12 protein-coding genes and 1 tRNA gene are annotated in these 14,420 nt (G+C 56.3%); 9 read left to right on the top strand and 4 right to left on the bottom strand.

The genetic code is table 11. From position 1 onward, the window contains the following. Positions 1–365: 365 nt before the first annotated feature. Together ACVDG9_RS12460 and ACVDG9_RS12465 are read right to left on the bottom strand one after the other, a co-directional pair. Positions 366–1,628: an MHYT domain-containing protein gene (locus ACVDG9_RS12460; protein ID WP_447238111.1), complete on the bottom strand. Its 1,263-nt coding sequence runs from the start codon at positions 1,626–1,628 to the stop codon at positions 366–368. Between the two features lie 155 nt (positions 1,629–1,783). Next, positions 1,784–1,873 (bottom strand) — tRNA-Ser (locus ACVDG9_RS12465). A 799-nt stretch (positions 1,874–2,672) separates the two neighbouring features. Between ACVDG9_RS12465 and ACVDG9_RS12470 the strand changes: the two genes are divergently transcribed. The 7 genes from ACVDG9_RS12470 (at position 2,673) to ACVDG9_RS12500 (ending at position 9,182) form a co-directional block, all read left to right on the top strand. Beyond that, positions 2,673–3,779 carry a septal ring lytic transglycosylase RlpA family protein gene (locus ACVDG9_RS12470; RefSeq protein WP_416384076.1) on the top strand — a complete coding sequence of 369 codons (1,107 nt, stop codon included), beginning with the start codon at positions 2,673–2,675 and terminating at the stop codon, positions 3,777–3,779. A 200-nt stretch (positions 3,780–3,979) separates the two neighbouring features. After that, on the top strand, positions 3,980–5,059 hold the full coding sequence (locus ACVDG9_RS12475) for a D-alanyl-D-alanine carboxypeptidase family protein (protein ID WP_447238112.1): 1,080 nt from the start codon (positions 3,980–3,982) through the stop codon (positions 5,057–5,059). A gap of 74 nt (positions 5,060–5,133) precedes the next feature. Continuing rightward, positions 5,134–5,820, top strand: a complete 687-nt coding sequence (gene tmk, locus ACVDG9_RS12480) for a dTMP kinase (protein WP_228868119.1) — start codon at positions 5,134–5,136, stop codon at positions 5,818–5,820. Further along, positions 5,820–6,881 carry a DNA polymerase III subunit delta' gene (locus ACVDG9_RS12485; RefSeq protein ID WP_447238113.1) on the top strand — a complete coding sequence of 354 codons (1,062 nt, stop codon included), beginning with the start codon at positions 5,820–5,822 and terminating at the stop codon, positions 6,879–6,881. Before tmk ends, ACVDG9_RS12485 begins: the two co-directional genes overlap by 1 nt. Positions 6,882–7,025: 144 nt before the next feature. Beyond that, positions 7,026–7,832: a TatD family hydrolase gene (locus ACVDG9_RS12490; RefSeq protein WP_447238114.1), complete on the top strand. Its 807-nt coding sequence runs from the start codon at positions 7,026–7,028 to the stop codon at positions 7,830–7,832. Continuing rightward, on the top strand, positions 7,829–8,671 hold the full coding sequence (locus ACVDG9_RS12495) for an MBL fold metallo-hydrolase (protein ID WP_447238115.1): 843 nt from the start codon (positions 7,829–7,831) through the stop codon (positions 8,669–8,671). The genes ACVDG9_RS12490 and ACVDG9_RS12495 overlap by 4 nt, the downstream gene beginning before the upstream one ends. Next, positions 8,661–9,182 carry a regulatory protein RecX gene (locus ACVDG9_RS12500; protein WP_447238116.1) on the top strand — a complete coding sequence of 174 codons (522 nt, stop codon included), beginning with the start codon at positions 8,661–8,663 and terminating at the stop codon, positions 9,180–9,182. The genes ACVDG9_RS12495 and ACVDG9_RS12500 overlap by 11 nt, the downstream gene beginning before the upstream one ends. Positions 9,183–9,426: 244 nt before the next feature. Here ACVDG9_RS12500 and ACVDG9_RS12505 read toward each other — a convergent pair whose 3' ends face one another. Beyond that, on the bottom strand, positions 9,427–10,293 hold the full coding sequence (locus ACVDG9_RS12505; protein WP_447238308.1) for an aminoglycoside phosphotransferase family protein: 867 nt from the start codon (positions 10,291–10,293) through the stop codon (positions 9,427–9,429). 266 nt (positions 10,294–10,559) lie between these two features. On the opposite strand from ACVDG9_RS12505, the gene ACVDG9_RS12510 reads away from it, so the two are divergent. After that, positions 10,560–11,054, top strand: a complete 495-nt coding sequence (locus tag ACVDG9_RS12510) for a GNAT family N-acetyltransferase (protein ID WP_447238117.1) — start codon at positions 10,560–10,562, stop codon at positions 11,052–11,054. A 236-nt stretch (positions 11,055–11,290) separates the two neighbouring features. After that, a complete protein-coding gene (locus ACVDG9_RS12515; protein WP_447238118.1) occupies positions 11,291–12,367 on the top strand; it encodes a D-alanine--D-alanine ligase family protein in 1,077 nt (358 codons plus the stop codon). Between the two features lie 10 nt (positions 12,368–12,377). On the opposite strand, the gene ACVDG9_RS12520 is transcribed toward ACVDG9_RS12515, so the two are convergent. Then, the gene (locus ACVDG9_RS12520; RefSeq protein ID WP_447238119.1) at positions 12,378–14,348 is read right to left on the bottom strand and encodes a PAS domain S-box protein; all 1,971 of its coding nucleotides are present in this window, start codon (positions 14,346–14,348) and stop codon (positions 12,378–12,380) included. Positions 14,349–14,420 lie beyond the last annotated feature (72 nt).

Consider the following 14,420-nt stretch of genomic DNA (forward strand, 5'->3'; position numbering starts at 1 on the left):
CGATTGGTTTCGCCTTCCACCGGCAACGTCGTGTCCGGACGCTGGAAACGGCCGAATTGTTCACGTTTGAGAAGGGTGCGGAACAGTGCGGCGCACACTCAAGAACGCTTGCACAAAAAGCCTGTCTGACCACACGGATGACGTGCTGTCCTGCACGAACTGCGACAGCTCTTCTGACGCATTTCACGGCGTAAATTCAGATGATTTCGAGAAAGAAAGGTAATTACAATAGCTTACAATAGGGATCCAGGCCGCAAATACCACCACCATGAAGAGTGTCCGCTTGATGCCCATTTGCACGAACGGCGTATTTTGCGGCCTTGCATGCACTGCAACACCGAAAGTGAACCTAACCGATGACCTGATTATTGGGCGGCAGCGGGCTGTTCATGGCCCGCGTGGCTTTGATGCCTGTTTTGCCCAAGCGCCTTCAATCGCGCTTTCACTCGCCCCCAACGAGACCGGCTGACAGGAACACTCTGCCCCGCCTGGCCGGCAAGGATAAGAACACCGCCGTCACCGGAGCGCTTGTAGCTGACAACACGGCTGAGGTTGACGATGTGACTTCGGTGGACACGGTTGAAGGTGCGCGGATCAAGCTGCTGTTCCGCTTCACTGATGGAAAGGGGGCAGAAAAATTCTCTGCTGCCATCATAAAGACGTGTGTAATGGGCGTCCGCGTGAATGGCATATATGTCCAGAACGCCGATCTTGGTCTTCTGGCCGTCCCGCTCGATCGGCAGCATTCCCTTGCCAAGTGGCTGACCTGGCCGGACCGCTTGAGCCGCCGCCTGCAATCCGGATGCGGTTTTGCCGCCAACAGCCATAACGGCTTGCGCTGACTGGCCCTGCTTGTCTTCACTTGCCGCACGCAGCTCTTCCTCTGGCTGCTGGTTCCTGACCATGCCGCTATCGGTCTGGTCTTCCTGGGCTGGAACGAGGGCCAACAGGAACAGGCCCGACACCAGAAATGCTACGCAGGAAACGAGAATAGCCAGCATTCCGGGGCTCAGGGCTGGCGCAAGAGTACCTGAAACCGGTTGCAGCGTTTCATAGGTCAATCCTGCCATGGCCGTGTAATGCATGGCTGAAATCGCAAGCGCCAGAACCGCTGCCGAAATGACGAGAGGAGGGCGGCGGCCGAGGCCAAAAAGAAGCCACATGGCGAGACCGGCTGCGTTGAAGGCAATCAGGAAGCTTGCAAAGACGTAGGCCGGGTCATGCTCCATGCGCAAAGACCCATGCAGGGCATACATGCCGAGATAATGCATGGTGCAAATACCGCTTCCCATGACGAAGGCGGAAAGGCCGAGGCGAATCGGAGTCAACCGCGCATTGCTCGCTGCGAAAACAGCAATACCGACAACGAGTACACAGACGAGAAACGACAGCAGTGTCGGCAGAACGAGAAAATCAACGGCGACAGGCAGACGGGCGGCCAGCATTCCGACGAAATGCATGGACCAGATGGCAAGGGCGACGGTCAATGCTGCCCCTGCAAGCAACAGCCGACGTCTCGGGTCAATCGCGCTGCGAACCTGAACGGCAAGGTTCAAGCCTACGAAACTGCCCTGAAAGGCCATCACCAGGGACAGCGCAACAAGCCAGGGCTCGTGCATCACTGACATGCCGGCTATCTCCTCCCAGTAGCCGCCGCCGCAACAAGCGACGGTTCCTCCGGATCAGATGATAGGGGAAAGAGAAATCTGCATCAAATTACGCGTGATACCAATGCACACGTGCACGGGCGGCGGGATCAATTTGAAATGTCCTGAGAAAAAAATGGCGGTGAGGGTGGGATTCGAACCCACGGTACGCTCTCACGCACGGCGGTTTTCAAGACCGCTGCCTTAAACCACTCGGCCACCTCACCATGCCGGTGCCTTGGCGGCCCGGCTGTGCAAACCGTTTCCTTTTTCTCACTCGGAAAGTCAAGCCGGAATCACCAGCATGAAGTTCAGGCGGGCGAAATCGTGTGGATGTGCGGGGGAAGCGAGCTCCTTTGGGATGTTCCCGCGCCGCTTGCACACAGGGGCAGGACGGGCAGTGCGGGCGCAGGAACATCGCCAAAGGGTAGGGGCCGCCGGTCCGGTGTCGTGGGCAGGGTTTTGAACCGGCGGCCGAAGCTGGAGGTGGGGTCCAGCATTGCTGTGACAGGGCGGTCATCAGCAATGAGTTCACCCTAGGCTGATTTGACAGGTCTGAATGTGATGTACGTCACAACTGATCCGAATGACGATTTCTTCTCACCTGTGTCCTGTGCGCAACAGCCGGCAGTAGGCAAATTGACGCAGTTTTTAGTCATATATTTCAGACTGTTACAACAAACAGCCTTTGAGAAATGAACCTCGGGTCGCCTGAATCCGGTGGAGAGTTGAATTTGGGCAACGCGGCGGCCTCGACGGGCAGTTTACTTTGAAGTAATAAAACTACGCTTTAACAAGGGCATATGCGGGATGTGCAGCGGGGGCTAGTGCGTCTTGCGGGGACTGATCTGAAGATCGGAACAATGCCTTGAAAACCGGTGTGGACCGAACCACACGCCGGAATGATCGCGTGAGCTGCGGGGCCGCCAGCGCGTAAGTGAGTAGGACGGCAGTATGCAAGGGACAGGCGGGAAATCTTGCCGGGTGAAAAACCAGGTGGCAGGAACGTCTTCAGGGGAACCAGCTGTGACGCTTGATGGTAAATCGCGTCCTGCACGGAAACTCAGCGCCCAGTTGCGCACGGGATTGATTGTGGCAGCAGCGGTTTCGGCCGTGGCAGCCTGCAGCACCGCGCCGCAGCAGCAGAAATCAAAATTCAGCCCGGAAAAATATGGTGTCAAAGGCAGCCCGAAAATGGTTGCTGAAGGCCAACCCGTGCCGAAGGGTGGCGGACGCTATATCGTCGGCAAGAAATACAAGATTGCCGGTAAGTGGTACTATCCAAAGGAAGATCCGGACTACAAGAAGACCGGCCTGGCTTCCTGGTATGGACCGACTTTCCACGGCCGCAAGACAGCCAACGGCGAGGTTTTCGACCGAAACTCCCTTACCGCTGCGCACACGACGATGCCGCTGCCGTCCTATGCCCGCGTGACGAACGTGGAAAACGGCCGGTCGATGATCGTTCGCGTCAATGATCGCGGCCCATTCCACGGCAACCGCGTCATCGACCTCTCTGAACGCGCGGCAACGATGCTTGGCACCAAGAGCGCCGGCATCGGCAAGGTAAAGGTCGAGTACGTCGGTCGTGCACCGCTGCACGGACAGGACGAAGGCTTCCTTATGGCCTCTTACCGTGGCCCAGGTGCGGTCGAACCTGGCGCGACAATGCCGGGCACAATGCTGGCACAGGCAGAACCGCAGCAGGTTGCGCCTCAGCAAATCACACCGCAGGTCACCTTCGGGGCTGTTCCGGCGCCAAGCGCACGTCCTTATCTGACCACCGCATCCACGACCACGGCTTTCCGGGCGAAGCAGACAACCTTGACGGTTGCCTTCGATCCGGCGCAGGCATTCGAAGCCGGCAAGCCGACAATCGAAGTTGCGTCCAACAACCGCTTCGAGCCGGTCGAATCGGCCTATTCCGCTCCGGGTCTTGCGCCCGCGGAAGGAACACTCGGCGTGCTGCGCGTCCCGGCTCCGGGAACGTCCGCAGGTCTCGTGTCAGGCAGTGCAATTTCCTCATTTGCTGCGAACCGCCGAATTTCCGACGCGCATTCGCTGCTTTCAAATGTGGCCGACACGGGCCTTTCGATGCGTGAGCTGGTGGTCAAACTGGAAAACGACGGCTAATCGGCCCGGAACCCGGAGTAGGTCCGGCTTCTTCCACACGCCGCGCCTGAATCTATAAATAGGGCAAGCGGTTCATGGCCTCCGCATATTCTGTATCCGGATTTTTGAAAGCGTCTCGTCGCCTTGTAGGGCGAGGGGCGCTTTCTGCTTTTTTTGTGGTCTCTGCGTTCGCTCTTCCAGGGAATGCAGCCGAAACCATCGTGACGAAAGCTCCGATGGCTTTCCTCTATGAGCCCGGCTCCGGCACAATCCTTTTTGCCAAGGAACCTGACCAGCCGTTCGCTCCCGGCGCCCTCGCCAAGGTCATGACAGCCGCAACGGTTTTCAAGGCCGTGAAAGAAGGTGATCTCTCGCTTGATCAGACTTGCAAGGTCAGTGAACACGCCTGGCGAACCGGCGGCGCTCCCTCGGGTCGTGGTGCCACAATGTTCGCCGCAATCAAATCCGATATCTCGGTAGAAGACTTGCTCAAGGGATTGCTGGTTCACAATGGCAACGATTCCGCCATCGTGCTTGCCGAATGCCTGGATGGGACCGAAGAAGCGTTTGCTGTGCGCATGAACGAATTCGCGCAATCCATAGGCATGAAGAACAGCCGCTTCGGCAACCCGACTGGTTATCCGGAGGTCCCAAGCCAGACCACTGTCCGTGATCAGGCAAGGCTTGCGGAGTACATTCTGGAGAGCCACGCGGATCTTTATCCGATGTTCGCTATCCCGGAATTCACCTGGAACAAGATTTTCCAGCGCAACAAGAACCCCTTGCTCGGTGAAATCCGTAACCTTGATGGCCTCGGCGGCGGAAATGATGCAGAATCAGGATATTCCGGCCTCGGTTCGGTGGACAGGAATGGACGCAGAGTTATTGCTGCGGTTGCGGGTCTTTCGTCGGACAAACACCGCCTTCAGACACTCAAGGAGGTCATCGAAGGCGCCTGGGAGTATTTTTCCGTTCAGACGTTGTTTTCAACGGGCGATGTTGTTGCGGACGGCCGGGTGTTTGGCGGTGTGACCAGCAGTGTTCCGTTGGTGTCCGAGAAAAGCGTTGACGTGCTGCTGCCGCGAGGTGGCACACTCGATTACAGGATACGCGTTATCTACAACGGACCGCTCCCCGCGCCAGTCAACGCTGGAGAGCAGGTTGGCGAAATCCGGGTCATCGGCAAGGATGGGATCGTCTACCGCTCTCCATTGGTAACCGGTGGCGATGTTGCGGAAGGCACCATGATCGGTAGGGCTCTGGACGGCCTGCAGGAGCTGCTGTTCGGCTGGATCGGGTAAACGGTGCACAAAGATTGCAATTGCTGCTAAAGCCGGTGACAAAGACCAACAAGAACTAGCGGAGCCGGGATAGGGTGCCAGGACATTTCATTACCTTTGAAGGTGGCGAGGGGGCCGGAAAATCGACCCAGATCGCCCGCCTGAAAACCTATCTTGAAGGTCTGGGGCTATCCGTTGTCGTAACCCGCGAACCAGGCGGCTCGCCAGGGGCTGAGAAGATCCGTGCAATGCTGTTGTCTGGCGGCGCAAAGGATCTCGGTCCTCGCGGCGAAGCAATGCTTTTTGCCGCGGCACGCGCGGACCATGTCGATACCACCATCAAACCGGCGCTGGAGCGAGGCGACTGGGTTCTCTGCGACCGCTACGCCGATTCGACCTGGGTTTATCAGGGCGAGGCGGGCGTCGATCGCGACTATTTGAAACTGCTGGAAACGGCCGCGGTTGCCGGAATCTATCCCGACCTGACGATCCTCATCGACGTTCCGGTAGAAGTCGGGCTTGGACGTGTGGCGGAACGTTCTCGCACAGATGACAGCGGCGGCCCGGACAGGTTTGAAGGGGAAGAGCTCAAGGTCCATCAGCGAAGACGTGAGCTTTTCCTCGAACTAGCCAGGAGCGAATCCTACCGATTTGCCGTGATCGACGGTGCCAAGGAGCCTGCCGAGGTCGAAACGGCCATTCGCAATGCCGTGCAGGAAACCTTTGCCGGCGACCTGAATGAAGGCGGCGCATCGGGCGTCACTGCTGAAGGGGCGCACTGATGGCCCGTGCCAATGCACCGATCGACATTCCCGAAGTTGATGCTCTTCCTGGTTATCCGTTGCCCCATGAGCGGGACATCCTGATCGGACACACCAAAACGGAACAGGCTCTTCTGGACGCCTACAGGTCCGAGCGGCTTCATCATGCCTGGATCCTGGGTGGTCCAAAGGGGATCGGCAAGGCAACGCTTGCCTTTCGTTTCGCGCGTTTCGTGATCGCAAATCCGGACAGATTCGGACAGCAGGTTGCCGCCGCGCGCGACCTTGCGGTTGCGCTCGACCATCCAGTGTCCAGACAGCTGAAGGCTGGCGGGCATCCGAACATTCTGCATTTGCGTCGACCCTGGGACGAGAAATCCAAACGGTTCAAAGCCGACCTGCCGGTAGATGAGGTGCGCAGAACCGTTTCCTTCTTCGGTACCACAGCATCCGCCAAGGCTTGGCGGATCTGCATTGTCGATGCTGCGGACGACATGAACATCAGTTCCGCCAACGCGCTCCTGAAGATCCTTGAGGAACCACCGCAACGATGCCTGTTCCTGGTGCTGAGCCATGCACCAGGCCGGCTGCTGCCGACAATCCGGTCCAGATGCCGGCGCCTCGATCTGGATCCCTTAAGCGAGCAGGAGGTCGGTCAGGGCCTGCAAGACCTGTCTGGCGGATCGGTTGCCTCGGCGGATGACCTTCGTGAACTCGCTCAAACAGCCGACGGCAGCTTGCGATCTGCCATCACTTTGCTTTCGGGAGATGGTCTTGCAATAGCCAAGGGCGTTCGTCAGCTCGCCGACCGTCCGCAACAGCTCGACCTGGCCGCTGCGCATGCATTGGCGGACCTGGTGGCCGCACGCGGCCAATCCGACAATTGGGAGAGCTTTCAGCACATCGTTCAGATCTGGCTGCATGACCGTATGCGCCGGGATCTCGGCAAGGGTGTGCGTGACGCACATGGGATCGTCGAGATCTGGGAAAAAATGAACAAGGCGATCCGGGATGCGGACGCGCTCAATCTCGACAAGAAACAGGTCGTGCTGGATTTTTTCTTCGCTTTGCGCGCAGCCTGACCCGTCAAGGCCCACCAGGCGGCAACACAGATTGGAAATCGTCACGAGCGAGAGTTCGTGACTTGGGCAAGCCCCGATTCTCTTGTTAAAAGGCGGCAGTACCACCTATATGCGCCATACCGATCAAACTCATTTGGATCCTCAATGCTTGTCGACAGCCACTGCCATCTCGATTTCCCGGATTTTGACGGTGAACGTGCCGAACTGATCGCGCGGGCCAAGGCGGCCGGCGTGGAACTGATGGTCACCATCTGCACCCACATCCGCAAGTTTGACCAGGTTCTGGCAATCGCCGAGGAATATCCGGAAGTCTATTGTTCGGTTGGCACCCATCCCCACAACGCCGGCACGGAGCGCGGCATTCCAGCCGATGAAATCGTGCAATTGGCGAACCACCCCAAGGTGGTCGCCATCGGCGAGGCCGGTCTCGATTACTTCTATGACAAGGCCCCGCGCGATGCACAGGCGGAAGGCCTTCGCATCCACATAGAAGCCGCACGGCGCACCGACTTGCCATTGGTCATTCATTCACGCGACGCGGATGACGATATGGCAGCCATCTTGCGCGAAGAAATGGGGAAGGGGGCCTTCCCGGCCCTGCTGCATTGCTTTTCGTCCGGCCGAGACCTTGCACTGACCGGAATAGAGCTTGGCCTTTATGTGTCCTTTTCCGGAATTTTGACCTTCAAGCGCTCGGAAGAGATCCGTGACATTGCCCGTGAATTGCCGGCTGACCGGTTGTTGGTGGAAACCGACGCCCCATATCTTGCTCCGCAGCCGAGACGCGGCAAACGTAACGAACCTGCCTATACAGCGATGACTGCAGCGGTTCTGGCGGAAACCAGGGGCGTTTCGGAAGAAGAGATTGCGCGGCAGACCACAGAGAATTTCTTCAGGCTCTTCAGCAAGGTGCCTCGTCAGAACCTGCAGACAAAAGCGATTGCTTCATGACCTTGACGCTGACCATTCTAGGATGCGGCTCTTCCGGAGGCGTGCCGCGTGTCGGCAATGATTGGGGCGATTGCGATCCCGGTGAACCGAAGAACCGCCGCAGCCGCTGTGCGCTTCTTGTGGAAAAGCATGTGGATAACGAGTGCACAACCGTGTTGATAGACAGTGGACCCGACATCAGGTCGCAATTGCTGGCTGCCAACGTCAAGCACCTGGACGCAGTTGTCTATACACATTCGCATGCCGATCATCTGCACGGTATCGACGATTTGCGGGCCTTTTGGGTGCAATCCGGCAAAAGAGTTCCCGTCTATATGGACGAAGCGACAAGCGCGAGGGCACTCACAGCATTCAGCTACTGCTTTGAAACACCGGCAGGCTCCAACTATCCGCCCATTCTGGAACGCCGTGATCTTCGTCCGGATACACCTGTCACCATTGAGGGAAACGGCGGTCCGATCACCTTCGACCCTTTCGAGGTTGTCCACGGAGAGATCAATGCGCTTGGATTTCGCGTTGGTGACACAGCCTACATCCCCGATGTCTCGGACATTCCGGATAACAGCCTCAACCAATTGAAACACCTGGATCTTCTGATCCTGGATTGCTTGCGCCGCAGACCACATCCAAGCCATTTCTGTCTGGCGGATGCGCTGTCCTGGACTTCCAGAATTGCTCCCAAACGCACCATTTTCACCAATCTTCACAATGACTTGGACTACAAAGTCCTGTCAGCGGAACTGCCTGAAACCATAGAGCCTGCCTATGATGGTATGCTCCTGTCCGTTGAAGACACAGGCACAGGCAAAGAAAGCGCTCTAACCACCGATGGCTGGTAAGCCACGCTACAAACAACCGACGGAAGATCGGCTGATCAAGTCTGCGCTTCATTACCTGGAACGCTATGCGACATCGGCCGCCAATCTTCGAAAGGTTCTTGAACGCAAGGTTTTGAAAGCCTGCATGAGCCTGGAACTCGAGCCCGCCGATTATGCCGACCTGATCGATGCGGTCGTTGAAAAATGCGTTCAGACAGGTCTCGTCAACGACAAGACCTACGCGGAAACCAAGACTGCCGGGCTGCGGCGCCGTGGTGGCTCAACGCGAAAAATCGAAGCTCAGTTGGTTGCCAAAGGCGTTGACAGAGAAACGATACACACGGTGCTGGCACAAGACGAACGCAGCGACGAGGAAGCCGCTCGGATCTTCGCAAGACGCAGGCGGCTTGGTCCATACAGAACCACACGAACGCGAGATGACCGGCGCGACAAGGATCTGGCTGCAATGTGCCGGGCGGGCTTTTCCTTTGAAATCGCTCGCAAGGTGATCGACACGGACGACAGCGATTGATCTGTACGACAGCACGACTGAGGCGCGGAATGACGCTCAGCAACACAAACTGACTGGCAACGCCAACCGGATCCGACACCAAGGCATTGGCAAAGCGTGGCAAACACGCCCAGCTATAAATATTCCATAATATTGATTATGCGAATTAGTGATGTGGATTGGGAGCCCTCCATCTTCCCAGCAACAAATGTCACCTATCGGGCTTTCTCACCATCGCTCAAGCGCTGGACCTTGGCTGTGTCGGCTAGTCGACGTCATTGCAGATAGCTTGCAGAGCTTTGGCTTGCGTTCCATCGGTGTCCGGGCTTGAAAGACCGGACATGCAAACCAGAGCTTTCCAAAGCGCCCATGCTCTGGCCCGTTGCCAGGTCTGATCATCTACCTCGCACGCATCCCGGAAAATCTTCCGGCTTTCGGGATCGAAATACGTCCAGGCCATAACGAATTCACAGGCAGGATCACCGATACCGCACGTCCCGAAATCTATGAGAGCTTTGACGACGCTATTGGTGACGATGATGTTTCCGACCGCTACATCTCCGTGGAACCAAACAGGTCTGGCCGTCCAGGCTGACGTCATGCCGTGCTGCCAGACCTCAAGGCACCGCATTGCGTCCACCTTGCTGCCGAGGACGTTCAAACTCTTTTGAACTTCGTCGCCGTAAGCGCTGGGATGGCAACCGCGATAGAATGAGTGCTTGCCTGCAAGGATCCCGCCACCCGTATCGATCGCTCTCAAATCACACAGGGTTTTACCAAGCGAAACCGCGAATGTTTCCGGATTCACACCGTCAGCGCTTTCAAGTGTATCTCCCTCGACCCAACGCCTTATCGACCACGGTAGCGGAAACGTCTCGCTTGGCAGGCCGACAGCGACGACACTCGGCACTTCAACGGACAGATGCTCACCCAAGACAGTCAGCGCACGCGCTTCTTTCTTCACTGCTTCGGCATAGGATTCATTTCGTGGCAGACGCACGGAAAGAGCATCACCGAGCCTGAAGGTGGTATTGTCCCAGCCCTGTTGGGAAACCTGTTCAATTGGTAGATGGTCAAGATGTGGAAACTGCTGGCGTATGAGAAGCGCAACTGTGTTTCGGTCGATTTCCATATTGTCCACGGTTGCTTTTCCAATAAAATCTTACCATTAACTCTAATCAAATCAGCATCTTATGCCAGCCAAATGCCCCCGGAAAAGAAGTCGTTGCCAGGTGAACATGGCCTTTGCGGCGGTTCAAAACCTGCCTCAAACAATGCCTCTCATCTCCGGCAGATCACAGATCCGGATTGGACACCCCTTCCCGCAGCTAGTCTGAACCGCACACAGTATCGACGCGCCTGACGCCGGTGCTTATGTCTGTATGATATTGTTCTGATATGTCAGCAAGCGAACGTTACACTTTTCGAGAAGTGACCCCGGCAGATCTACCTCTCTTGGCGGAATGGCAGTCGCGACCGCATGTCCGCAAGTGGTGGGACACGGCCGAGCCCTTTACTGCGCAAATACTCAAAGACAATCGGGTGAAGCGCTGGATTGTTGAGACAACCCAGCGCCCCTTCGCCTACTTGCAGGACTACAGCGTTCACGGCTGGGAAGATCACCACTTTTTCTCGCTACCCAAGGGATCTCGGGGCATCGATCAGTACATCGGCGAAGCAGACATGACAGGCAAAGGGCACGGCCCTGCGTTTATCGCGCAGCACCTGAAGGCACTGTTCAGGGCCGGCGTTCCGGTCGTTGCGACCGATCCCCACCCGGACAACACTCGTGCCATTTCAGCGTATGAGAAGGCAGGTTTTGAAGTGTTTGGTACCTCTAAGGCGACACAATGGGGCTTGATACTCCCCATGAAGGTCAGTTCATCAAGTTAAGGCGCCCGTTCAGTTTTTCCAGGCAGCATGGTGTTTCTAGATGCCATCCCTGCCCCCTCTCCTTCGTCCTGGCAAAACGGTGCCATTTGCTAACAACACTGTCTTATCGTGCGCCCAAACCCCGTCTCAGTGAATTGGACCCGAGTACGCCGCCAACCAGACTTTGCGTAGCCACAATATCGCGCTATCGCTGATGCGGCATTTGATTTGCATATTCGATTCTATTGGAGATCTTTTTGGCCCATCTTCCTCAAAAACTGCGTGTAGCCATCCTGTTTGGCGGGCGATCTGCTGAACACGAAGTCTCGGTCCTTTCCGCCACAAATGTCATGAACGCACTCGATCCCTCCAAGTACGACGCGGTTCCGGTCTACGTCACCCGTGAAGGACAATGGCTGTTGAGCAATTTTGAGAATGGACATCTGGCACGGCCGACAACTGGCATTGAAATCTGTCCGGTTCCAGGTGGCCGTGGCCGAGTGATTGCACTGGATGAAAACGGGTTGCCTCGTGACTTTGCCAAGCTTGACGCGGTCTTTCCCGTGCTTCATGGCCTCCATGGCGAAGATGGTGCGGTACAGGGACTTGCTGAAGTGGCCCGGGTTCCGCTCGTTGGATGCGGTATCGCAGGGTCTGCAAATGCACTCGACAAGGATCTTGCAAAACGGCTTCTCATCGAGGCCGGCCTCCCCACGGCCAAATCACTCACAATTCGGCCGGACGATGTGCCGAACTTCGAACGCCTGAAGCGTGAACTCGGTTTGCCTGTATTCATCAAACCTGCCCGCCAGGGTTCCTCGGTCGGTGTCAGCAAGGTTCAGACGGCAGACGACTTTGAGGCCGCGTTGAAGGAAGGGTTCAAGCACGACAACAAGCTTCTTGCCGAGGAGTTCGTTCTTGGCCGCGAAATCGAATTCGCGGTTCTGGAGGAAAGCGACGGCACGCTGTTCGTCTCCAGGCCGGGTGAAATTGTTCCTGCCGAAAGCCATGGCTTTTACACCTATGACGCAAAATATGTCGACGAAGACGGCGCGGCCTTGAAGGTGCCCGCAGATTTGCCGCACGATGTCGAAGGCCGGATGCAGGATCTGGCGGCAAAGGCGTTCAGAGCTCTGGGATGCGACGGCATGGCTCGTGTCGATTTCTTTGTGACGCAGGAAATGAATTTCCTGCTGAACGAACTAAACACGATCCCCGGCTTTACGAATATCAGCATGTATTCCAAGGCCATGGCCGCAAGTGGCGTCAGCTATCCGGAAATCATCGATCGTCTGATCACCCACGGCATTACCCGGGCAGAACGGGATATCTGATGCACGGCCGTCATGCGCTCAACGCAAGAACACTCTTCACGAATTCTATGCCGATGTTGTCGCCATCCCTGCGAACAAGGCGGCAACTTCTTTCAGCCTTTCCATCGTTGAAATGGAGAGTGAACTGGCTCGGAACATTTCCGGCATTTTTCAGATGAAGCCGTGCTCCGGTTTCTGAAATGTCCCTCACCGAACACTGCAGGCTCTCATTTTCGCCAAACCTGATTTCGGCATGTTTATGCACGCGGGTTCGCTCGCTTTTCCGCCGGTTTTCCATGCCGACGACCCAATTGTCCAGATTGCTGCAGACGGACGCAACATTTTCGGATGCAAGCATCAACTTGCTGCTGATTTCGTCAGTCGCAGCGCATTGCTGTTCTGCTGCAGTTGATGTTCCCTGAACCAATTCCTGCACTTCGGTGATTGACGACTGGATGGCCTTCAGCGCTTCATCTACAGCTCCCGCAACGGTCTGCATCTCCTCGATCTCGGCGAAAATGCGCGTTGTTGCTTGAGATGTCTGGCTCGCGAGATCCTTGACCTCGTTCGCCACAACAGCAAAGCCTCGTCCCGCCTCGCCTGCGCGTGCGGCCTCTATCGTTGCGTTGAGAGACAAAAGGTTGATCTGATCCGCAACTTTCGAAATCAGCTGAACGACATCGTCCATGGAAGCCGCAGCGTTGCGGAGAGTTTCGGTGGATCTTCCGGCTGCTTCGGAGCGGGTTTGCATGTCATCGACCGCCCGCTGCGCCTCGTCCATTCCACGCGACACATCTTGTGCAGAGCCGGTAATTTCCCTGGCAGAAGCAACTGTCTGCTCAACAGTTCCAAGTGTCTCCTCGGCGGCCGCAATGGCTGTCTGTCGTGACTTCATGTTCTGCGTAACGTCGGTGGCAAACTTGGTAATCTTGATGAGCCTACCGGACGCGTCGAAGATCGGATTGTAGGTCGCCTGCAGCCAGATAGGAGTGCCACTCTTGCCGTAACGCTGATAGATGGCCGACGTATGTTTCCCGTCCCCCAGTTCCTTCCAGAATGAGGCATATTCCTTGCTCTGTGCGTAATCGGGTGACACAAACATGCGGTGGTGTTTACCGACCACCTCAGCGGCAGAATACCCGGTCGTACGCAGGAAGTTCTCGTTCGCGTCGAGAATGATCCCTTCCCTGGTGAAGGAAATCATCGCCTGGCTACGGCTGATTGCTGCGATCTGACCTTCATATTCGGCGTTTCGAAGCTTTTCGGAGGTTACGTCGGTCGCGAATTTCACGACCTTGAACGGGTGACCAGCCGCATCGAGGATCGGGTTATAGGAAGCCAGGATCCAGATATCCCTACCGTCCTTGTGCCGGCGTCTGAACTCGCCGCTCTGGTAAGCCCCTTCTCCAAGCTTGCGCCAGAAAGCCTTGTATTCTGGCTTGTTCCGATCTTCCGGATCCAAAAACAGGCTGTGGTGCTTGCCCTTCACTTCCGAAAGTTCGTAACCGAGCGACTTCAGGAAATTCGAATTCGCATCGAGGATCGTGCCGTCCAGGTCAAATTGAATAACAGCTTGCGATCGGTTGATTGCGTCTATCTGCCCCTGGGCTTCAAGCGTCTTTCGTTTCTTCTCGGTAATATCGGTCGCGATCTTGACGATCTTCCGAACGGTCCCCGACCTGCTGATGACCGGATTGTAGGTTGCCTGGATCCAGACTTCCTTGCCTCCCTTGGCAATCCGGGCAAATTCAGCAGACTGGAACTCTCCCTTCGACAAAGCCTTCCAAAGACGTTCATAATCGGACGACTTTGCATAGTCCGGATCGACGAACATCCTGTGATGTCGTCCCTTTATTTCATCCAACGAATACCCGAAGGTCCTGAGAAAATTCTCATTCGCTTCCAAAATTGTGCCATCGGGTTTGAATTGTATGATCGCTTGTGAACGACTAAACGCATCGACAATTTCTCGGCAGTCACTTTGCGGCAATAACAACGTCATAAGAAATCGCCTTTAGGTAGGTGTTTTCCCGTATCACACTAGCGACATCTTCTTGAATCTTGTTTAACGTGA

The sequence above is a fragment of the Roseibium sp. RP-7 genome (assembly GCF_053005225.1).

Coding starts and splice junctions, on each gene's coding strand:
- ACVDG9_RS12460 (WP_447238111.1), bottom strand. CDS start 1,628: ATGTCAGTGATGCACGAGCCCTGGCTTGTTGCGCTGTCCCTGGTGATG.
- ACVDG9_RS12485 (WP_447238113.1), top strand. CDS start 5,820: ATGGCCCGTGCCAATGCACCGATCGACATTCCCGAAGTTGATGCTCTT.
- ACVDG9_RS12490 (WP_447238114.1), top strand. CDS start 7,026: ATGCTTGTCGACAGCCACTGCCATCTCGATTTCCCGGATTTTGACGGT.
- ACVDG9_RS12495 (WP_447238115.1), top strand. CDS start 7,829: ATGACCTTGACGCTGACCATTCTAGGATGCGGCTCTTCCGGAGGCGTG.
- ACVDG9_RS12500 (WP_447238116.1), top strand. CDS start 8,661: ATGGCTGGTAAGCCACGCTACAAACAACCGACGGAAGATCGGCTGATC.
- ACVDG9_RS12505 (WP_447238308.1), bottom strand. CDS start 10,293: ATGGAAATCGACCGAAACACAGTTGCGCTTCTCATACGCCAGCAGTTT.
- ACVDG9_RS12510 (WP_447238117.1), top strand. CDS start 10,560: ATGTCAGCAAGCGAACGTTACACTTTTCGAGAAGTGACCCCGGCAGAT.
- ACVDG9_RS12520 (WP_447238119.1), bottom strand. CDS start 14,348: ATGACGTTGTTATTGCCGCAAAGTGACTGCCGAGAAATTGTCGATGCG.